The organism is Campylobacter sp. W0014 (genome assembly GCF_020135975.1).
Taxonomy (GTDB): Bacteria; Campylobacterota; Campylobacteria; order Campylobacterales; family Campylobacteraceae; genus Campylobacter_D.
Map to the genome: position 1 here is coordinate 23755 of NZ_JACHTR010000013.1, position 19809 is coordinate 43563.

Sequence of the window (19809 nt, forward strand, 5' to 3'; positions counted from 1 at the left end):
ACATGTTTATTAAAGACATGCAAAGATTTGAGGATAATCGTTATAAAGCTAGAGCCTACATGACTTATATTTTAACAAGAAATTTACCCAATAAACTTCCTAATATTCGTCTTGAAAGTATACGTGCTGCTTTAGATAAAATTGAGCACGATGTTTCAGTTTTTGATGCTTTATATATACTTGACACTTCTGGAAGACAAATTGGAAATGCCATTGCATTAAAAAAAGAATATGAAATAGGCGATGGAGAAGATAAGAGTTCCAAGGCTTATTTTTATAGAGCTGTTAATCTTAAACGATGCACTCTTAGTGATCCTTATCCTTCAATTTTAAATAATGAGTTATGTGTCACTGCTTCAATGCCCATCTATGATAATAACAGTAATTTATTATTTGTTGTTTGTATTGATATTAGCTTGGCAAATATTTTAAAAATGATAGAGTCTGGCTATTTTGAAACTATTTTTACTTATTTTAGTCGAGTGATTTATTTTTGTTTTGCTGTGGTTTTATTTATTATCACTTGTTTTTTGTTTCAAAAAGGCTTGTTTAGTCTATTTCATCCTCAAGAAAAAGTTGGAATACAGATTATTTTTCAAAGTACTATTGCTATAACTTTAGCTTTGGCTATTTTTGATTTAACGAAAACAATTATAGAAGAAGAAGTTTTTGGAAAAACAAAAAAAGAGGTTAATGGAATTCAAAAGACCATGGTAAGATTTTTAGGATCTATTATTATAGCTTTAGCTATAGAAGCTTTAATGCTTGTCTTTAAACTTGTTTCAAGTGATTTATCGCAAATGCTTTATGTATTTTATCTTATCGGAGGAATTAATCTTCTCTTAATAGGACTCAGTATATATTTATTTGCAGTAAAATATAAGAATAATTAAGGAAAAAAATGTTATAATTATCTTTTACTAGGTTTAATGAAATTAAAAAAATCAATAAGCAAAATAAATTTTTGAAAGGACAAATTGTGAAATTGTTAGTTGTTGATGACAGTTCTACTATGAGAAGGATTATTAAAAATACCCTAACAAGACTTGGACATAATGATGTTCTTGAGGCTGAACATGGAGCCGAAGCTTGGGATTTACTTGTTAAAAATGAAGATGTTCAAGTTTTAATAACTGATTGGAATATGCCAGAAATGAATGGTTTGGAGCTCGTAAAAAAAGTCCGTGCTGAGAAAAAATATGAAGATATGCCAATTATTATGGTAACCACAGAAGGTGGCAAAGCAGAGGTAATTACCGCTTTAAAAGCTGGCGTTAACAATTATATTGTCAAGCCTTTTACACCTCAGGTATTAAAAGAAAAACTAGAAGACGTTTTGGGAACAGGTTCTGATGGAGCTTCAGCTGAATAAAATAAAGCCTTTTTTACGGCACTATGATGCAAAAAATCTATTATGAATTGTTTTTTAAAGTAAATAAACAATATAAAAATTTATTTTTTGATTTTGTTTTTGATTTAGGTATTGAAGCGATAGAAGAAAAAAATGAAGGTATTTATATACGCTCAAGTGAGAGTTTAGAAGAACTCTCATGGGCTCTTGAGGTTTTTGCTCAAAAACTAAAAGAAAAATTTAATACAAAAGAAGAGATTCTCTGCAATAAAATTATCAAAGAAAAAGAAAATAAAAATTGGATAGAGGAATATAAAAAAAACATTAAACCTATTTTAATTGATCAAATCTATATTCATACCACTTGGCAAAAAGAAAAAGAAGATTGTATCAACATCAAAATAAATCCTGCTTTAGCTTTTGGTTCTGGTCACCATGAGAGTACTTACGCTTGTATAAAATTTTTGCAAAAATTTATAAAAAAGGACGGTTTATCTTTAGATTTAGGTTGCGGTAGTGGAATTTTAGGTATTATAATGTCAAAATTAGGGTGCAAGGTTGAAATTTGTGATACTGATGAGTTGGCTATCCATAGTTCTTTAGAGAATGCAAAACTCAATCAAGTTTGTTTTGAAAATTCATGGAAAGGTTCTATTGAACAGGCAAAGCATAAATATGATTTAATTGTAGCTAATATTATTGCAGATGTTATTTTGATTTTAGAAAAAGATATTAAAAAACATTTAAAAGATAATGCTATACTTATATTATCTGGAATTTTAGACAAATATCAGACAAGAATTAAAGAAAAATTTCAAGATTTAGAGCTTATTGATGAAATTAAAATCAACGAATGGTGCTCTTTTGTATATAAAAAATAAAAAGGAAATATGATGAATAATTCTTCAAATAATAAAGGCAATCCGCAAAATAACGGTTTTTTTAATAAAAATCCTATTTTTATTTTCGCGGTTTTTGCTATTGTAATAATAGTCATTTTTAAAGGATTGTTTGACGGAAATTCTTCGTTTGGCGCAATGTTAAATGGTGGGGAAACTCATAAAAATATTCCCTATTCTGAACTTAAAAAGTTAATAGAAGGTGGTCAGATTAATCAAGTTAGCATAGGGCAAACCACGATAAAAGCTATATCAAGTGTGCAAAATACAGTTTATAGTGCTAAAAAAGTTAATGATCCAGAACTTGTGAGTTTGCTTGACAGTAAAAATATCGCTTATGGAGCTTATTCTGAAACAAATTGGTTTACAGATATATTGTTTTCATGGGTGTTGCCTGTATTTATATTTTTTGGAATTTGGATGTTTTTAGCCAGTCGTATGCAAAAAAACATGGGAGGATCTATTTTAGGTATAGGAAGTTCTAAAAAATTAGTTAATTCTGAGAAACCAAAAGTAAAGTTTAATGATGTTGCAGGCGTTGAAGAAGCTAAAGAGGAGGTTAAGGAAATAGTTGATTTTCTAAAATATCCTGAAAGGTATATTAAACTCGGAGCTAAAATTCCGAAAGGATTATTGCTTGTTGGACCTCCAGGAACCGGTAAAACTTTACTTGCAAAAGCAGTTGCTGGTGAAGCGGATGTTCCATTTTTTAGTGTTTCGGGTTCTTCTTTTATTGAAATGTTTGTAGGTGTTGGCGCATCTCGTGTAAGAGATTTGTTTGAAAATGCAAAAAAAGAAGCTCCTGCTATTGTATTTATCGATGAGATTGACGCTATAGGAAAAAGTCGTGCAGCTAGCGGTATGATGGGCGGAAATGATGAAAGAGAACAAACCTTGAATCAGCTTTTAGCAGAGATGGATGGTTTTGGAACGGAAAGTTCTCCTGTTATCGTCCTAGCAGCTACAAATCGCCCTGAGGTTTTAGATGCTGCACTTTTAAGACCAGGTAGATTTGATAGACAAGTTTTAGTAGATAAGCCAGATTTTAAAGGCAGATGTGATATTTTGAAGGTTCACATGAAAGATGTTAAAATTTCTCCTGAAGTAAAAGTTGAAGATATAGCAAGATTAACTGCGGGGCTTGCAGGTGCTGATTTGGCTAATATTATCAATGAAGCTGCGCTATTAGCAGGAAGAGATTCTAAAAAACATGTAGAGCAAAATGATCTTGTGGAAGCAGTTGAAAGAGCTATAGCTGGACTTGAAAAGAAATCGCGTCGTATTAGCGATAAAGAGAAAAAAATTGTAACTTATCATGAATGTGGCCATGCTTTAATTGCTGAAACTACGAAAGGTGCAAAAAAAGTAAGTAAAGTATCTGTTATTCCAAGAGGTTTAGCAGCCTTAGGTTATACACTCAATACCCCAGAAGAAAATAAGTTTTTGATGCAAAAACATGAGCTCATTGCAGAAGTTGATGTGCTTTTAGGCGGTAGAGCAGCTGAAGAAGTATTTATAGGGGAAATTTCAACAGGGGCAAGTAACGATTTAGAAAGAGCTACGGATATCATAAAGGCGATGATTTCAATGTATGGCATGAGTGAAATTGCAGGTTTGATGGTGCTTGAAAAACAAAGAAATACTTTTTTAAGTGGTGGGCAAACCATTAAAGATTATTCTGAAAAAACGGCAGAATCTTTAGATGAATATGTTAAAAAAACCTTAGATGAACGCTATAAAGATGTTAAAGATACGCTAAATGTGTATAAAGGTGCTATTGAAACTATGGTTGCAGCGCTTTATGAAGAAGAAACAATAGAAGGTGCAAAGGTGAGGGAGATTATTAAAAATTATGAAAATGAAAATAATCTTTCAAGTCGTTTGCAAGAGACTGAAGAGAATATTAAAGAAGAAAAATAATGAAATATATCGCAAAAGAGGGCTATTTTAGTATAGGTTTAGTTGTATTTTTAATCTTATTTTTTTGGATCTTAAATAGTTTTTCTTTTGTGCTTTTTTTTATTTTATTAATACTTTTATTTATTTTTAGAAATCCAAATCGTATCTTAATTTGTCACGATAAAAAAGCAGTTTTGTCTCCTATAGATGGGAAAATCATCCAAATAGAAAATACCTTTAGAAAAGATTTTGGAGAATGTATAGAAGTAAGCATTATTAATTCCTTTTGCAATGCAGGTTCTTTTTATACTCCTTTTGAAATGAATATTGATGAAATTAAATATAGATACGGGCTTTTTTTAGATAAAAAATGTCAAAATTTAAATTTTTTAAAAGAAAAAATTTCTATTAACGCTATAACCAATTCATCTAAAATATTTTTGGAAATTTATGCTGGAAATTTAGGAAGAAAATTAAAACTCGATCATATTTCCAATAATTTAAAAGTTGGAGATAGATTGGGTTTTTTAATTAATGGAAAAATAAAACTTATTCTTCCTAAAAATGTGCGTATGCAAGTAGGACTTGGAGATGAAATAAAATCTGGATCTTTATTGGGTTATCTAATTTAAGGAGATTGTTATGAACAGCAATAAACCGCAATTTGTTTATATTTTGCCAAATCTTTTTACCGCTGCCTCTATATTTTTAGGTGTTATTTCTATTATTAGCTCCATACAAGGAAATTACTATAAAGCTTTAATTTATATCATTTTTTCTTTAATTTGTGATGGACTTGATGGAAGAGTGGCTAGGCTCACAAAAACCACTTCAAAATTTGGAATCGAATTTGATTCTTTGGCGGATTTGGTAGCTTTTGGCGTTGCTCCTGCTATGCTTTTTTATATGGTGATAGGTTCTGAGTATGGAAGATACGGTTCTTTGATCGCCGCCTTTTTTGTGGTTTTTGGTGCGATACGTTTGGCAAGATTTAATGTAACAACCGGAACTTATGAACCCTCTGTTTTTATAGGCCTTCCTATACCGACAGCAGCTGTTGTTAGCTCTATTTGGACCTATAGCTATTATCATTATGATTTTTTAAAAACTTATGGTATTGCTTTTTTGATTTTACAAGCAATTTTAGGTTTATTGATGGTAAGCAATATACGTTATCCAAGTTTTAAAAAATTGGATTTTAATCGGTCGAGTGTCTTAAAAGTATTAGTTATACTCATTATTATATTTTCATTTTTATATCTTTATCCTCTTAGGAGTTTAATCACTTTAGCGAGTTTATATGTTCTTTATGGGATTATACGGGCTTTTTATACGATTATTTATTCTAAATTTAAAAGAAGTTAAGCATAAAATTTAGCAATGTTTTCGCATTCTTTATTGCTAAATCCGGCTTTTAATCTTGCATCTATATTAAGTTTTTTTCCAGCAAGGGAGAATTGATGAAATAAATTACAAATATCTAAAAAATTGCATTGATCTTTGTTTGAGAATTTCCACCAATAATCCCCTTTTTTTACGTGATTAATTTCATCATTTAAAATGATGGCTAAAATTTCTTTTAATAAATTTTTTATAGGATGATTTGAACTTTCAAGTTTTGCAACCACAAAAGGATTTGCATCAAGCCCTTTTGCTTCTAAGCCTCGATGAACTACGCCCATTCTAAAATTTAAGGAATTTTGAGTTGCTTTTAGTGCAGCCTCTAAATTATCATGTACACTAAAATCTCCATATTTAAAACCAAGTTCTTTTAATGCTGAATTTAAAAAATTAAAATGTTTAATTTCTTCTTCAGCAACCTCTAGCCAATCTTTATAAAATTGTTCTGGTAAATTTTTAAAACGATAGCTTGCATCTAAAGCTAGATTGATAGCACTAAATTCAATATGTGCTATAGAGTGGATCATTTTAGCCAAAGAATGGGTAGAATTGACAAATTTTGGGCGTTTGATTCTTGTTGGATGAATGAGCTTTAAATTAGAATTTATATTTTCTTTAAAAATACTATTTTGATTGTGATTAAAGATAATTTTTTGACTTTTAAAATTATCATAAAAATTAGAAAATTGTTTAAATTTTTCTTCAATATCTTGTTCGTATAAAATTTTTTCCAAATTAGAAAAGAATTCTTGACGCATATTTATCCTAAATTTTTATTTTAATTATATTTTAAAAAAATAAATTTTGTTATAATTTTAATTTTTAGATTGGAAAAATGATAATGAAAACATTAAGTAAAGAAGAAAAAAGAGTTATTTTGTTAAAAGGGACTGAAGCTCCTTTTAGCGGAAAATATAATGATTTTTATGAGAAAGGGATTTATCTTTGCAAGCAATGTGGAACTAAGCTTTATAAATCAGAAGATAAATTTAAATCAGGATGTGGTTGGCCAAGCTTCGATGATGAAATCTTAGGAGCTATAAAAAGAATCCCAGATAAAGATGGGGTGCGTACAGAAATAGTATGTTCAAATTGCAATGCTCATCTTGGACATGTTTTTGAAGGCGAAGGTTTTACCAAGAAAAATGTTAGACATTGTGTAAATTCAATTTCATTAGAATTTGTGAAAGGTTAATTGTGTTATTGAATTTAGGTTCTGAAATTTATTTAATATTTTTTTCTAGTATAACTTTACTTGCTATTTTAAATCCATTTGGAAATTTAACGCAATTTTTATCTATGAGCGATGGATTGCCTATAAATCTTAGAAAAAAATTATTTAGATATATACTTTACACGGCACTTGTCATCATGCTTGTATTTTTGTTTTTAGGTCCTCTACTTATGCAATATATTTTTCGCATTTCAATGGATGAATTAAGAGTTTCTGGAGGATTGGTTTTAATGATTATGGCGATTAAAAATTTGCTTTTTTCTACGAAAATAATTATGAAAGATTTTAGTTTTTATCAAGAAATGAATGATAAAGAAATTTTGCGTCAAAGTTTAATTCCTATGGCTTTTCCTATGCTTGTTGGGCCTGGTACTTTGGCGAGTGTGGTTGTGATTTCTGGAGATTATGGGATTGATATAGCCCTTGGAGGTATTATTATAGCTTTTGCTTTTATGTTTATTTTATTTTATTTTGCGGCAACCATAGAAAAAATAGTTGGAAAACTTATTTTACATATTTTTTCTCGTATTGCTCAAGTGTTTATTGCGGCTATGGGATTTAAAATGATCGTAATAGGACTAAAGGATATTTTTCATTTATAAATTTTAATTTTTAAATCTTTAAAATTTTCAAATCCACTTTCTTGATGGCATTTTTTTTCGATAATTTTCAGAAATTTTTCTCTAGGAATATTTTTTGCACCCATAAATTCTAAATGTTTGTTATAAATTTGACAATCTATTATGAAATTATAAGGTGATAATAGATCACAAAGTTTTATCATTGCGATTTTTGAAACATTTTTTCTTAAGCTAACCATGCTTTCCCCAAAAAAAACTTTTCCTATAATTAATCCATAAATTCCTCCTACAAATTCATCATGGTCATAGAGTTCTAAAGTATGGACGTGTCCTAACTGAAAAAGAGTATTGTATGTTTGGATAAAATCATCATCAATCCAGCTTTGAGAACGTGCGTTTTTACAAGAAGTGATGAGTTTTAAAAAATCGTGATCGAGTTTTACTTCATAAAGATTTAAAATTTTTTTCATATTTTTTTGTACATGAATTTCTTTAGGTTCTAGTATACATCTAGGGTCAGGACACCACCAAGTAACTGGATTGCTAGTCCATGGAAAAAGCCCAAAATGATAAGCTTTTAGGATAAAATCTGCTTCTAATTTTGTGCTTAAAAATACAGGTGCATCTTTAGGGGCTTTTAATAATTTAGAATATAAATTCAAGTTGTCCATTTTTTTTGAGTCTGATTTTAACTATTCCGCCTTGTTTGAGTTTGCCAAAAAGAATTTCATCGCTGACTTTTTCTCCAATTTCTTCACAGATAATGCGCTTAAGTAATCTTACGCCAAATTCTTTATTATAAGCTTTTTTAGCTAAATAAATTTTAGTTTTTTCATCGGCAGTAATTTTGATATTTTTTAAATTTACAGAAATTTCATCTAATTCTTTTTGTACAATTTTTGATAATATCTCATCATTTAAATCATTAAAATGTAATATTTTATCAATTCTATTAATAAATTCAGGAGCAAAAAAATCTTTTATAGCACGATCACTTTTTGATTCATTTTTACTTAAAAATCCCAATTCATTACTTTCTTTTAAGCCTAGATTTGATGTCATTATGATAATGGTATTTTTAAAATCTATTTTAAGTCCGCTATTATCTGTAAGTTCGGCATTATCAAATATTTGTAAAAAGGTATTGCTTAAATCAGGATGAGCTTTTTCTATTTCATCAAAAAGTACTAAGCTAAAAGGATTTTTTCGTATAGCATTGCTTAAAAGCCCACCATCTTCATAACCAACATAACCAGCAGGTGAACCTATAAGTTTGCTAAGAGAGTGTTTTTCTGCGTATTCACTCATATCAAAGCGTTCTAAATTAAGCCCTAAAAATTCTGCTAATGTTTTGCAAAGCTCTGTTTTCCCAACTCCACTAGATCCTGTAAATAAAAAAATTCCTCTTGGAGAATTGGAGTTTTTAAATCCAGCAAAACTTTGTTTTAATGTAGATACTAACTTATCAATAACCTCATCTTGTCCAAAAATTTTTGTTTTTAAATTTGTCTTTAAGTTAGCCAAAGCTTTATTATGATCAAATTCAAACATTTTATGATGTCGAGTCATTTTAGCTAAGACAAGCTCCAAATCTTTAAGCGTGATATTTTTTTTATTTTTTGGATTTAAAGCAAAAGAGGCTCCAAGTTCATCAATAAGATCTATAGCACTATCTGGTAAATATTTGTCGTTAAAAAATTTTTTACCCCATGCAACCGCTTGTCTAAGAATTTCATCATTTAATTTTATTTGATGAAATTTTTCATACTTTGTTTTTAATCCTTGTAAAATTTGAAAGGCTTCTTCTTGGCTTGGTTCATCTACATTGATTTTAGCAAAACGACGACTTAAAGGCTTGTTTTTATCAAAAGTGTTTTTATATTCCATATAGGTAGTGGCTCCTATACATTTTAGACCACCGTTGCTGAGTGATGGTTTTAAAAGATTTGAAAAATCAGCGTGCGATTCTCCCGTTGCTCCAGTTCCAACTATAGTGTGAATTTCATCAATGAATAAGATGGCGTTAGGTATTTTATCGAGTTCATTTAGAATTTCTTTAATACGCTTTTCAAAATCTCCGCGATATTTTGTTCCAGAAAGCAATCCAGCCATATCTAAGCTAAAAATTTGAGCATTTTGTAATTTTTTAGGAACTTTTTTTTCAACAATAGCAAGAGCAAGCCCTTCGATAATAGCTGTTTTGCCAACTCCAGCTTCGCCAACCAAAATAGGATTATTTTTTTTGCGACGAGATAAAATTTGTAATATTCTTTCAAGTTCAAATTTTCTACCTATTAGAGGATCTATTTTCCCTTGTTTTGCCAAAAGTGTTAGATTATTTGTATAAGAATTTAAAATTTCTATTTGTGTGTGTTGTCTTAATTCTTGTATTTTTTCTAAATTGATATCGTATTTTTTTAATAAATAATTTGATATTGTTCTTTCATCGTGTAAGATTTTCTCCAAAAAATCAACGATTTTCATTTCGGCAAAATTATCCGCTAAAATTTCATCCAAAATAATAGAATTAGTAGGTGCAACTTCTTGATTTAATATTTCATTATTTTTTGCTATATAATTTTTAAGTTCTTCTTCAAAAATTTCTAAGTCTTTATCGGTGCATTCTTTAAAAATAGTTTTAAAATCCACACTTAATTTAACTAGAGCAAAAAGCAAATGCTCACAAGTTGTAAATTCGTGCTTATTGATAAAGCTTAAATGTCTAGCATGTTCGAGATATTTTTGTAAATTTTCTTGATATTTCATTCTTCTTCCACTTTTACTTTTAAAGGAAAATTTGCCATTTGTGCGGCTTCAAAAACTTTTTTTTGTTTTGAAAGCGCTATTTCTTGTGTATAAATTCCGCACACTCCGCTACCATTTAAATGAACTTCTAACATAATTTTGCTTGCATTTTCAAAATTATGATGAAAAATATTCATTAAAATTTCTATAACAAAATCCATGGTGGTTATATCGTCATTTAGCAATATAACCTTAAACATTTTAGGTTCTTGGAGTTTGCTTTGTTCTAGAGTTTTAACTTTTGGCATTATTTTTCTTTATAAATTCTATTTAAATCATCTTGGATTATTTGAGTTGGAATCTTTCCAAGATAAAAATTTACAGGAGTATTATTATTCCAATAATCGCTAAGATTTTGATAAATTCCATTTTTCATAACAACTTTAAAAGGTAGTTGCTCCATACTTTGGTAATTAATATCTTTTAAAATTTGAGCAATAATGCGATCATTTTGAGAGCTATTACTTAAAAAATAATAAGCTCCATAGTCATTAGCAAATTTTCTTACAGCATCATCACTAACATCTTCAAAGTGTGTTAAGCCGATGATAATAAGTTTATCTGAATTATTTCTCCAAAGATTGCTAAGATTTAAAGCTTCTTCCTTGCAAGGAGTGCAGAAAGTGCCAAAAAAATCAATCATTAAAACTTTATCTTCTTCTCCTTTAACAACAAATCCTTTATCGGTTCGAACAAGGGTTTTATTGGCACCACCATTGATGTTTTTTAAAACGATTCCATTGCCCTTTTTATATTCTTCAAACATATAATCATTTTTCACATCTTCTTCGTGAGAGCAAGCGCTGAGAAAAAAAATAACACTTGCGCAAACCAGAGTTAAAATTTTTTTCATTTAATCATCCCTTTGTTGATATTTTTTAAAGCCATTCTAGCATCTAAATCAGCTTGTTTCTTTTTTAAGGTTTCACGCTTATCGTGCAAATTTTTACCCTTAACTAAGGCTAGGGTTGCTTTGATTTTATTTTTATTGTTAAAATAAAGATTTAGTGCGACGAGCGTATATCCTTCAATGCTAACTTTGCCAAAAAGCTTATCGATTTGTTTTCTGTGCATCAATAGCTTTCTAGCTCCTCTTTCTTCATGTTTGTAAAAAGCATGAGTCGTATTTAATAAAGCAATGTGAGCATTTAAAAGAAAAAGCTCTCCTTTGATAATACGAACGAAAGAATCTTTTAGATTAGCCCTTCCAGCACGCAAAGCCACCACTTCGCTACCTTTAAGGACAATACCAACCTCAAAACGTTCTATAATGCTATAGTTAAATAAAGCTTTTTTATTTCTAGCGATAATTTTCACTTATCAACCTTAAAAACACTACTTCCGCTTCCACTTAAAAAATATTGATTTTCTAAATAGTCCAACATTTTAGGATATAAAGATACACAAGGGGTAAATAAATCATTAAGTTCCAAGTTTTTATAGCTTTGAAGAAGTTCTTTAGTGCTTAAATTTTCATATATTTTAGCTTGTTGTAAATTGAGATTAAAATCGTGTCTTTTTTTATCAAATTCTGTATAAACCTTGCTCGTATCACAAAAAATTTGTGGAAAAGTCCAATTGAGATTTGGAATTTCATCTTCAAAAAAGTTGATAATTTCTCCGCATCCGCTAACATTTGCAGAGTAAAATCCGCTTAGAAAAAAGGCAATATCGCTCCCTAGTTTTGTGCTTAGATTGATCAATTCTTGAGTGGATAGCTTTAAATTTAAAGTTTCATTCATTAAAATTAAAAAACTCGCGCAATCGCTACTTCCGCCACCAAGTCCCGCACCTGTTGGTATATTTTTTATAAGTTTTAAGCTTTTATTTTTAAATAATTCTTCAAGCTGTTTTTTATAGCCATAGTCGCATAATAAATGATAAGCTTTTTTGATGATATTGTTTTCACAGTGAAAATCACTGATGATTTCAAAATCTTCTTGAGTCTTTTCATCACTTAAATAAAGCTCATCATAAAGATCTTTAAGTAAGATAAAGCGAGAGCTTAAAAGATGGTATCCTCTAGTATCTAATCCTGTAAGTTTTAAGAAAATATTTGCTTTGGCGTATGCTTTCATTTGATTAGTTTTTTACTTAGATCATCTAAGCTGATATCATTTTGCACTACAGAATGTAAGTTTTCATCTTTAATTTGGGTCATCAATTCTTTTCTTAAAATCATTAATGATTTTGGAGCATCGATACCTATTTTTGCATAGCCTTTTCCGGTTTGAACTACTTTAATTTCTATGCCTTCACCGATAATAATACTTTCATTTTCTTTTCTTGATAATATTAACATTTTTCAACCTTATTTAAAAGATATTTTACCTTATTTTCATTAATATTAATAATGCTAAAATATTTTTCACTTTCTATATAGTAATTTCCGCTATCTTGATATTTAAGATCACTCAAACTTAGCTTAGAGCCGTTTTCAAGTTTGCTTAGATCACAAATGAAATTAGGTTTTAAATCAAGATATTCCAACACATTAACTTTTTTTTCGTTATTATAGACAAATTTTCCTTCTTTTATGCGTTCTAATGAACTTAAAGTGGCATTGATGCCTAATTTTTTAGCAAAAATTTCACAATAAGATCTAATATAAGATCCTTCGCTAACACTGATTTCTATGCTCAAAAAAGGATGATTATAATGTAAAATTTTGCAAGAAAAAATCTCCATTATGCAAGATTTTAACGCGACATTTTCTCCTTTTTTTGCAAATTCATAGGCCCTTTTTCCTTCAATTTTTTTAGCGCTAAATTGAGGCGGGAAGTAATCAATCAAGCCTAAAAGCTCTTTGCTGATTTTTTCAAGAGTTGATAAATTAAAAGGTTTTGAAGTCTTTATTTCTTGTATGTTTTTATTATCAAGACTTAAAGATTTTACACCAAACCATAGGGTTGCCCGATAAATTTTTGGAGTTTTTTTTAAAAATTGAAAAAGTTTAGTGTATTGCCCAAAAGCGACAATTAAAACACCTTTAGCAAAAGGATCTAAAGTTCCAGAATATCCCGCTTTTTTATTATTGTATTTTTTCTTGAGTTGGTTTAAAAAATGATTAGAGCTTATTTCTGCGGGTTTAAATGCAGCAAAAATTCTATTCACACTACACCTTCTACAAAACTTGATAAAATGGTGCGTTCTATGCCACCAAAATTGATTTTTAACCTTTCTTCTTTACCGTTTTTAATAACACTTGTAATTCTTCCTATGCCAAAAATTTTATGTTTTACCAAATCTCCTTTTTGATAATTTGATGTATTTTTTTGAGGAATAAAATAAGAAGATTTATTTTGGCTAAGTTTGCTTTCTTCTAAAAATCTACTAGGAAAAAGCTTAGTTCTTGATCCACGATAAAATCTTGAGTTTGAAACGCTTAAATGAAGTTGTTTTTTTGCTCTTGTTATGGCAACATAAGCAAGCCGTCTTTCTTCTTCTATGTCTGAATTATCTACCGGAAAAAAACCTTCTTCAAGGCCTATGATAAAAACATGGTCAAATTCTAAGCCTTTGCTTGCATGGATGCTCATAATATAAACACAATTACCATCCAAATTGTCTTGATCGCTTAAAAGTGAAATTTCATTTAAAAAATCATTTAATTTAAGATCTCCATCTTGTTTGATTTTATCATGAAGATTGGCATAAAATTCGCAAATATTAGCAACTCTATCTTCTGCATCGATTTGCTCTTTATAAAAATCTTTCAATTTAATTTTTTCTTCAAATTGATCAATGAGTTGTTTTAAATTTTTACATTCTAATAATTCATGGATAATGTGGATAAATTTTTGTATTTCACGATTTGTTTTTTTTGAGCTGATAATATTGGGATTACATAGTGCTTCAAAAAGAGAAATTTTTTCTTTTTTAGCATATTCTTCAAATTTTTTAACACTGCTTTCTCCTATACCTCTTTTTGGACGATTGATAATGCGTTTTAATGAAAAATCATCATTAGTATTAGCAAGAAAGCGTAAATAAGCGATTAAATCTTTAATTTCCAATCTTTCGTAAAAACGCATACCGCTAAGTAATTTATAGGCGATTTTTTCACGCATAAAAGCTTCTTCGATAGCACGTGAGAGCGCATTAACTCGAAACAAAACAGCGATTTCATTTGCAGGGGTATTGTTGCTAAGCAATTCTTTGATTTTTTCACAGATACTATTGCTTTCTTTTTTTTCATCATTACTATAAAGAAGTTTTATTTCTTCTCCGTGATCTTTAGTGCAAACTAAAGTTTTGCCCAATCTTTTTTTATTGTGTTCAATTAAGATATTTGCAGCATTTAAAATCGATCCTACAGAGCGATAATTTTGTTCTAATTTTACTAATTTGACATTATTAAATTGGCTTTGAAAATTTAGAATATTTTCTATTTTAGCACCCCTCCATCCATAAATACTTTGATCATCATCACCCACAACACAAATATTTTCATGAGAGCTGCAAAGTTTTTTTAAAATGTTATACTGTAAAGTATTGGTGTCTTGATATTCATCAACGGTGATGTATTGATAAATATTGCTTTGAGTTTTGGCAAATTCTAAATCATTTTCCAAAATTTGATAGGGTAAAAGTAATAAATCATCAAAATCAACAAAATTGTATTTTAAAAGATAATTTTGATATTTTTGATAATATTTCACATAAGTTTTATCTGAATTTTCTATTGTTTTTAAATCTTTTAAAATTTCGTCAGGATTTTTAGCGATATTTTTACAAGTGGAGATAAAATGTAAAACAGTAGAGATATTTTCTTTGGAATCATCAACCATTTCTTTTAAAATTTTTTTTGCATCATCGTTATCTATAACAATAAAATCATTTTTTCGGTTAAGTTTTTCAATATGCATTCTTAAAAACATAAGTCCAAATTTATGAAAAGTGCATAGGAGTGGATTGGCATGATTATTGATTAAAGCCAAAGCTCTTGTTCTCATCACGCTTGCTGCTTTGTTGGTAAAGGTTAGAGTGAGGGTATTTGAGGCTGGAATTCCTACTTCTTTTATAAGGTAGGCTAGGCGAGTTGTAATGGTTTTTGTTTTGCCGCTACCAGCACCTGCTAAAATAAGCATAGCTCCATCAATATGTGAAGCTGCTTCTATCTGGCTAGAATTTAAACCTTCAAATAAGTTCATTTTTTTAAAAGATCTAAATTATTTGGGTTTTGTAGAAAAATGTTTTTAGAATTTTGCAAATTCTGCTTATTTTTACGCTTATAAAGGCTAAAATTAACAAAGATAACGCTATTTTCAACTTGAATTTGAGTGATGGCTCCAAGATCAACTTTAACATAGCTGTCAAAATCATTAGGGCCAAATCCAGCGTGAAATTGCATGTATTCTTTTTCTAATTCTATAGAGCTAAAAGTATAACCACCCAAAACAAAAAGTGCATAAGGATTTTTTTTAACATCTAATTCAGGCGGTAAAACAGGATTAAAATCTATAAATTGAGTATTGGCAACTATTGAAAATTCTATGTTATTTTGGATTAAATTTTGTATAATGCGAAAACAATTATCTTGCATTAAATTGATAAAATTTTCATTTTTTAAAATAGTTTCTAGCATCACAACTCCATAAATTCATCGATCATTTGTTTAATTTCAGCCATACCAATTTCCCAAAAATTTTCATTTTCTATATCAAAACCAAACATTGATACAAGTTCTTTAGGGCTAACGCTTCCTCCTAAGGAAAGCATTTTGATATAAAGCTCTTTAAAATTTTGTTTTTCTTTTCTTTTGTAAAGTCCATAAAATGCAAGCACTAAAAGTTGTGCGTATGCATAAGCATAACAATAAAATGGAGTGTGGATAAAATGTGGGATATAGCTCCACCAAAGTGCATAATTTTTGGTTAAATCAACGCTTTCTTTAAACATTTTTTGGGATTCTTCCATCCAAATTTTAGAAATTTCTTCATTGCTTAATTCGTGCTTGTGATTATGGATGCGTCTTTCAAAGCAAGTGAAATTAATTTGCCTATAAAGTGTGGCAAAAATATCTTCGATTTTTGCAGCATAAAGAGCGATGAGTTCTTCTTTTTTTAATTTATTTTTAACATAATCAAAAACCAGCATTTCTGCAAATACTGAAGCCGTTTCGGCTGTTGTTAGTGGGGTATCTTGATTTAAAAAAGATACATTATAGGATAATTTTTGATGAATAGTATGTCCTAGCTCGTGAGCAAGTGTAAAAAGATCCCTTCTTTTGTTGGTATAATTTAACAAAATAAAAGGATGAGAATCTGGAGTAGCGGAGTGAGAAAAAGCTCCTCCTTGTTTTTTATCTTGAGGAAAAACATCAATCCACCCTTTTTTAAAGGCTTCTTTTGCTATATCTCCAAAAATAGGTGAGAAATCATAAAAAGCTTCTAAGATGATTTTTTTACTTTCTTCAAAGCTAAAATTGGTCTCTTTTCCGATTGGAGCATAACGATCATAATCTTTTAAAGTATCATACCCTAAGATTTGTTTTTTCTTTTTATAAAAACGTTCTACAAGTGAGAAATTTTTTTGAGTTATTTTTATAAGAGAATCGACACTTTGTTTAGAAATTTGATTTTTTAGATGTCTTGGTGTTTCTGAATCTTCATAACCACGTAAAGTGCAAATATTTCTCAGTTCAGTTTTTACCATATTAAGAATAAAAGTAAGCAAATTTATGTTTTTATTTAAAGCTTTTGTAAATTTTTTTGCTGCTTTTTTTCTGGTTTTTCTATCATGATCATAGAGTTTGCTTAAAATTTCTTCTTCGCTTAATTCTTGTTCCTCAAAAGATATTTTTAAAGAACTCATGCTCTCATCAAAAAGACGACCAAAGGCACTTGCTCCAGTATTAGACATATAAAGCATCACCCGTTCTTCTTCTTGACTTAAATTATATTTTTTATTTTTGATTAAATTTGTAAGATAAAAATGATAATCTTGGCAAAATGTTATAAATTCTTGAGTTTTATTTTCGCTAATTGTGCAAAATTCAAGTTCGAAAAATAATAAATTTTCCTCTGCTCTTTGACATTCTTGCTCGTATTTAGCATAAAAAGAACCCCTAGAAGTGTCTTTTGCAAAACATAAATAAGCATAGGTCATTATTTTGGAAAGTTTTAAATTTAAATTTTCATATTCTTTAAGAGCGTTTAAAAAATGTTGTGCTGTGAGTGATTCTAACTTGTTTTCATAGTTTTTTTTAAATAATTCTGTTTCATTAATGCAGCAAGATGTGTAATTTTCTAATTCTTTTTCATTTTGAAAAAGTATACTAAGATCCCATTGAGTCATTATTTTTCCTTAGTTTTCTAAAATTAGTTTTTTTAAAATAGCCATTCTAATTGCAACACCATTTTTTACTTGCTTTAAAATCAAAGCTCTTTGATCTTTCATAACTTCATCGCTGATATCAATATTTCTATTTACAGGACCTGGGTGAAGTAAAATGAGTTTTTTATCTTTTATAAGCTTAGGGTTGATGCAAAAATCATTAGCATAATCTTTTAGAGATGCATAAACTATCTTTTCATGTCTTTCAACTTGAGTTCTTAAACTCATGATAATGTCTGCGTTTTCGATTAATTCTTCGTTTAAATGATAAGATTTTGGCAAGGATGTATTTGGCATAAAATGTGGCGGAGCTACTAGGGTAATTTTTATACCAAAGCGACTTAAAAGTTCAATATTTGAAGAGGCAACGCGAGAATTTTTTATATCTCCCACTATTAAAATTCTTTTATTTTCAATATCTCCTTGAAAATGTTCATAAATGGTAAATAAATCAAGCAAAGCTTGAGTAGGATGAGCATGTTTTCCATCTCCACCATTAACAACGGGACAATGGACACATGAAGATAAAATATGAGGTACTCCAGAATTTGCATGTCTTACAATAATAGCATTTGGACTCATAGCGTCTAAATTTGCAGCAGTATCATAAAGTGTTTCACCTTTACTTGAACTCGATCTTGAAACATCCAAGCGTAAAACCCTTGCTCCTAATCTTCTAGCTGCACTTTCGAAAGATGAAAGGGTTCTAGTAGAGTTTTCAAAAAAAATAGTCGTAATGCTTTTTTCTTTAAGAAAATCTCTAGGTTTTTCATCTAAAAATTCTTTAGCTTCTTTAAAAAGCTCCATAATTTCACTGTTGCTAAAATCTTTTGTTGTGATAAGATGTCTCATGTTTGCCTCGCTAAAAATCAACAAAAATTTTAAAATTTTTAAAGCTAAAAAATATTTTTGATTTTATCGAAATTTTTCTTAATATTTGTAAATTTTTATTAATTAATACAGTGTAAATTCATTTTTGGTTATAATTATAATTCGTTTTATTTTAAATTAAAGGATTTTTTTATGTATCTATTCACTTCTGAAGTTGTAAGCGCGGGTCATCCTGATAAATGCGCTGATATAATCGCTGATACAATAGTGGATATACTCTTGAAAAATGACAAAAATTCAAGGGTGGCGAGTGAGGTTTTTGTCGCAGGGAATAAGATTGTGATTGGAGGAGAGGTCAAATCAAATCACAAACTCAGTAAATCTGATTACGATAATTTAGTTAAAGATGTTTTGAAAAATATTGGTTATGATGGAGCAGGGCATTTTAGTAAAGAACAATGCTTACATCCTGATGAAATTGATGTTATGGTATTTTTAAATGAACAAAGCCCCGATATCAATCAAGGCGTTGATCAAGAAGATGGGGAAACTGGAGCTGGAGATCAGGGTATAATGTTTGGTTTTGCAAGTTGTGAAGCCGATGAATATATGCCTGCAGCCATTTCTTACGCAAGAATGCTTTGTGATAAGGTTTATGCTTATGCAAAAGCACATCCACATGAACTAGGAGTGGATATTAAAACTCAAGTGACTATTGATTATGATACAAAAGAGAATTTTGAAAATTGCATGCCTAAAAGTATTCATACCATAGTTGTTTCAGCTCCTTGCGTGGAAAGCATGAAGATTGAAGATTTAAGATCTTTGGTGATGAAACTTATTTTAGATACGAATTTGCCAAAAGAACTTTTTAATCCAGAAAAAACAAGAATTTTAATCAATCCTACTGGAAAATATGTTAATCACTCTTCATTGCATGATAGTGGCTTAACGGGAAGAAAGCTTATTGTGGATAGTTTTGGTGGGTATTCTCCAATCGGTGGAGGTGCGCAATCAAGTAAAGATTATACTAAGGTTGATCGTAGCGGACTTTATGCAGGTAGATGGCTTGCTAAAAATATTGTAGCAGCTAAACTTGCGAAAAAATGCATCGTTCAATTAAGTTATGCTATAGGTGTTGCAAGACCAACTTCTGTAAGCGTGGATTGCATGGGGACTAATACAAGTGTGAGTGATGAGGTTTTAAGTGATTTTGTAATGGAAAATTTCTCTTTGACTCCTAATTGGATACGCGATAAATTTGGTTTAGATAAGCCAAGTAAAGAAACTTTTTTATATGCTGATGTTGCAGCTAGAGGACAAGTTGGTCAAAAGGATTATCCTTGGGAAAAACTAGATGCATTGGAGCAATTTAAAAAACTAAAAAAATAAAAGTCCTAAAAAGGGCTTTTATTGGCCTATTTTTAACCAAATTTTTACAATATTTCTTTTATAAAATTTACACATTAC

Annotated in this window: 22 protein-coding genes; 9 read left to right on the forward strand and 13 right to left on the reverse strand. The window is 29.5% G+C overall.

From position 1 onward, the window contains the following. Positions 1-2: 2 nt before the first annotated feature. The 6 genes from H2277_RS05490 to pssA all read left to right on the forward strand — a co-directional run bounded on the left by H2277_RS05490 (position 3) and on the right by pssA (position 5514). Positions 3-893, forward strand: coding sequence for a PDC sensor domain-containing protein (locus H2277_RS05490; protein WP_337201348.1), 891 nt, complete (start codon positions 3-5; stop codon positions 891-893). An 86-nt stretch (positions 894-979) separates the two neighbouring features. After that, a complete protein-coding gene (locus tag H2277_RS05495) occupies positions 980-1372 on the forward strand; it encodes a chemotaxis response regulator CheY (RefSeq protein ID WP_337201349.1) in 393 nt (130 codons plus the stop codon). Between the two features lie 26 nt (positions 1373-1398). Further along, positions 1399-2232, forward strand: a complete 834-nt coding sequence (locus tag H2277_RS05500; protein ID WP_337201350.1) for a 50S ribosomal protein L11 methyltransferase — start codon at positions 1399-1401, stop codon at positions 2230-2232. Between the two features lie 9 nt (positions 2233-2241). Further along, positions 2242-4170, forward strand: coding sequence for an ATP-dependent zinc metalloprotease FtsH (gene ftsH, locus H2277_RS05505; RefSeq protein ID WP_337201351.1), 1929 nt, complete (start codon positions 2242-2244; stop codon positions 4168-4170). Next, positions 4167-4781 (forward strand): phosphatidylserine decarboxylase, encoded by a 615-nt coding sequence (locus tag H2277_RS05510; protein WP_407928560.1) that lies wholly within the window; start codon positions 4167-4169, stop codon positions 4779-4781. The genes ftsH and H2277_RS05510 overlap by 4 nt, the downstream gene beginning before the upstream one ends. Before the next feature lie 10 nt (positions 4782-4791). Next, positions 4792-5514, forward strand: a complete 723-nt coding sequence (gene pssA, locus H2277_RS05515; RefSeq protein ID WP_337201353.1) for a CDP-diacylglycerol--serine O-phosphatidyltransferase — start codon at positions 4792-4794, stop codon at positions 5512-5514. Here pssA and H2277_RS05520 read toward each other — a convergent pair. Beyond that, entirely contained in the window at positions 5511-6308 is a 798-nt protein-coding gene (locus H2277_RS05520) for a ferritin-like domain-containing protein (protein WP_337201354.1), read from the reverse strand. The two genes, pssA and H2277_RS05520, sit on opposite strands and share 4 nt — an antisense overlap. Before the next feature lie 83 nt (positions 6309-6391). Between H2277_RS05520 and H2277_RS05525 the strand changes: the two genes are divergently transcribed. Together H2277_RS05525 and H2277_RS05530 are read left to right on the forward strand one after the other, a co-directional pair. Continuing rightward, on the forward strand, positions 6392-6745 hold the full coding sequence (locus tag H2277_RS05525) for a methionine-R-sulfoxide reductase (RefSeq protein ID WP_337201355.1): 354 nt from the start codon (positions 6392-6394) through the stop codon (positions 6743-6745). A 2-nt stretch (positions 6746-6747) separates the two neighbouring features. Then, positions 6748-7386, forward strand: a complete 639-nt coding sequence (locus H2277_RS05530) for a MarC family protein (protein ID WP_337201356.1) — start codon at positions 6748-6750, stop codon at positions 7384-7386. On the opposite strand, the gene aat is transcribed toward H2277_RS05530, so the two are convergent. Genes aat through H2277_RS05590 form a run of 12 tightly spaced genes read right to left on the reverse strand, consistent with a single transcriptional unit; the run spans position 7377 to position 18360 of the window. Then, positions 7377-8036: a leucyl/phenylalanyl-tRNA--protein transferase gene (gene aat, locus H2277_RS05535; RefSeq protein ID WP_337201357.1), complete on the reverse strand. Its 660-nt coding sequence runs from the start codon at positions 8034-8036 to the stop codon at positions 7377-7379. The genes H2277_RS05530 and aat overlap by 10 nt on opposite strands. Next, the gene (locus H2277_RS05540; RefSeq protein ID WP_337201358.1) at positions 8011-10131 is read right to left on the reverse strand and encodes an AAA family ATPase; all 2121 of its coding nucleotides are present in this window, start codon (positions 10129-10131) and stop codon (positions 8011-8013) included. Before H2277_RS05540 ends, aat begins: the two co-directional genes overlap by 26 nt. Continuing rightward, complete coding sequence (locus tag H2277_RS05545; protein WP_337201359.1) at positions 10128-10418, reverse strand: ATP-dependent Clp protease adaptor ClpS; 291 nt, start codon at positions 10416-10418, stop codon at positions 10128-10130. Before H2277_RS05545 ends, H2277_RS05540 begins: the two co-directional genes overlap by 4 nt. Then, complete coding sequence (locus H2277_RS05550) at positions 10418-11023, reverse strand: TlpA family protein disulfide reductase (protein ID WP_337201360.1); 606 nt, start codon at positions 11021-11023, stop codon at positions 10418-10420. Before H2277_RS05550 ends, H2277_RS05545 begins: the two co-directional genes overlap by 1 nt. After that, a complete protein-coding gene (gene smpB, locus H2277_RS05555) occupies positions 11020-11487 on the reverse strand; it encodes an SsrA-binding protein SmpB (RefSeq protein WP_337201361.1) in 468 nt (155 codons plus the stop codon). The genes H2277_RS05550 and smpB overlap by 4 nt, the downstream gene beginning before the upstream one ends. Next, complete coding sequence (locus H2277_RS05560) at positions 11484-12248, reverse strand: 4-(cytidine 5'-diphospho)-2-C-methyl-D-erythritol kinase (protein WP_337201362.1); 765 nt, start codon at positions 12246-12248, stop codon at positions 11484-11486. The genes smpB and H2277_RS05560 overlap by 4 nt, the downstream gene beginning before the upstream one ends. Then, the gene (gene csrA / locus H2277_RS05565; protein WP_337201363.1) at positions 12245-12472 is read right to left on the reverse strand and encodes a carbon storage regulator CsrA; all 228 of its coding nucleotides are present in this window, start codon (positions 12470-12472) and stop codon (positions 12245-12247) included. Before csrA ends, H2277_RS05560 begins: the two co-directional genes overlap by 4 nt. Continuing rightward, positions 12466-13284: a tRNA pseudouridine(55) synthase TruB gene (gene truB, locus H2277_RS05570; RefSeq protein ID WP_337201364.1), complete on the reverse strand. Its 819-nt coding sequence runs from the start codon at positions 13282-13284 to the stop codon at positions 12466-12468. Before truB ends, csrA begins: the two co-directional genes overlap by 7 nt. Then, the gene (locus tag H2277_RS05575; protein ID WP_337201366.1) at positions 13281-15323 is read right to left on the reverse strand and encodes a UvrD-helicase domain-containing protein; all 2043 of its coding nucleotides are present in this window, start codon (positions 15321-15323) and stop codon (positions 13281-13283) included. The genes truB and H2277_RS05575 overlap by 4 nt, the downstream gene beginning before the upstream one ends. Continuing rightward, on the reverse strand, positions 15320-15757 hold the full coding sequence (locus H2277_RS05580) for a hypothetical protein (RefSeq protein WP_337201367.1): 438 nt from the start codon (positions 15755-15757) through the stop codon (positions 15320-15322). Before H2277_RS05580 ends, H2277_RS05575 begins: the two co-directional genes overlap by 4 nt. Next, positions 15757-17469 (reverse strand): M3 family oligoendopeptidase, encoded by a 1713-nt coding sequence (locus H2277_RS05585; protein ID WP_337201368.1) that lies wholly within the window; start codon positions 17467-17469, stop codon positions 15757-15759. The genes H2277_RS05580 and H2277_RS05585 overlap by 1 nt, the downstream gene beginning before the upstream one ends. Before the next feature lie 9 nt (positions 17470-17478). After that, positions 17479-18360: an aspartate carbamoyltransferase catalytic subunit gene (locus tag H2277_RS05590; protein ID WP_337201369.1), complete on the reverse strand. Its 882-nt coding sequence runs from the start codon at positions 18358-18360 to the stop codon at positions 17479-17481. Positions 18361-18531: 171 nt separating this feature from the next. Here H2277_RS05590 and metK point away from each other — a divergent pair, with 171 nt between their 5' ends. After that, positions 18532-19731, forward strand: a complete 1200-nt coding sequence (gene metK, locus H2277_RS05595) for a methionine adenosyltransferase (protein ID WP_337201371.1) — start codon at positions 18532-18534, stop codon at positions 19729-19731. The last annotated feature ends 78 nt before the right edge of the window (positions 19732-19809 follow it).

Bases quoted from the DNA above. Each gene is read 5' to 3' on its own strand.
- H2277_RS05580 (WP_337201367.1), bottom strand. From the start codon at position 15,757: ATGCTAGAAACTATTTTAAAAAATGAAAATTTTATCAATTTAATGCAA.
- H2277_RS05500 (WP_337201350.1), top strand. From the start codon at position 1,399: ATGCAAAAAATCTATTATGAATTGTTTTTTAAAGTAAATAAACAATAT.
- H2277_RS05520 (WP_337201354.1), bottom strand. From the start codon at position 6,308: ATGCGTCAAGAATTCTTTTCTAATTTGGAAAAAATTTTATACGAACAA.
- H2277_RS05560 (WP_337201362.1), bottom strand. From the start codon at position 12,248: ATGAAAGCATACGCCAAAGCAAATATTTTCTTAAAACTTACAGGATTA.
- pssA (WP_337201353.1), top strand. From the start codon at position 4,792: ATGAACAGCAATAAACCGCAATTTGTTTATATTTTGCCAAATCTTTTT.
- H2277_RS05590 (WP_337201369.1), bottom strand. From the start codon at position 18,360: ATGAGACATCTTATCACAACAAAAGATTTTAGCAACAGTGAAATTATG.
- H2277_RS05575 (WP_337201366.1), bottom strand. From the start codon at position 15,323: ATGAACTTATTTGAAGGTTTAAATTCTAGCCAGATAGAAGCAGCTTCA.
- metK (WP_337201371.1), top strand. From the start codon at position 18,532: ATGTATCTATTCACTTCTGAAGTTGTAAGCGCGGGTCATCCTGATAAA.
- H2277_RS05525 (WP_337201355.1), top strand. From the start codon at position 6,392: ATGAAAACATTAAGTAAAGAAGAAAAAAGAGTTATTTTGTTAAAAGGG.
- H2277_RS05540 (WP_337201358.1), bottom strand. From the start codon at position 10,131: ATGAAATATCAAGAAAATTTACAAAAATATCTCGAACATGCTAGACAT.
- aat (WP_337201357.1), bottom strand. From the start codon at position 8,036: ATGGACAACTTGAATTTATATTCTAAATTATTAAAAGCCCCTAAAGAT.
- csrA (WP_337201363.1), bottom strand. From the start codon at position 12,472: ATGTTAATATTATCAAGAAAAGAAAATGAAAGTATTATTATCGGTGAA.
- ftsH (WP_337201351.1), top strand. From the start codon at position 2,242: ATGATGAATAATTCTTCAAATAATAAAGGCAATCCGCAAAATAACGGT.
- H2277_RS05490 (WP_337201348.1), top strand. From the start codon at position 3: ATGTTTATTAAAGACATGCAAAGATTTGAGGATAATCGTTATAAAGCT.
- H2277_RS05550 (WP_337201360.1), bottom strand. From the start codon at position 11,023: ATGAAAAAAATTTTAACTCTGGTTTGCGCAAGTGTTATTTTTTTTCTC.
- H2277_RS05545 (WP_337201359.1), bottom strand. From the start codon at position 10,418: ATGCCAAAAGTTAAAACTCTAGAACAAAGCAAACTCCAAGAACCTAAA.
- H2277_RS05585 (WP_337201368.1), bottom strand. From the start codon at position 17,469: ATGACTCAATGGGATCTTAGTATACTTTTTCAAAATGAAAAAGAATTA.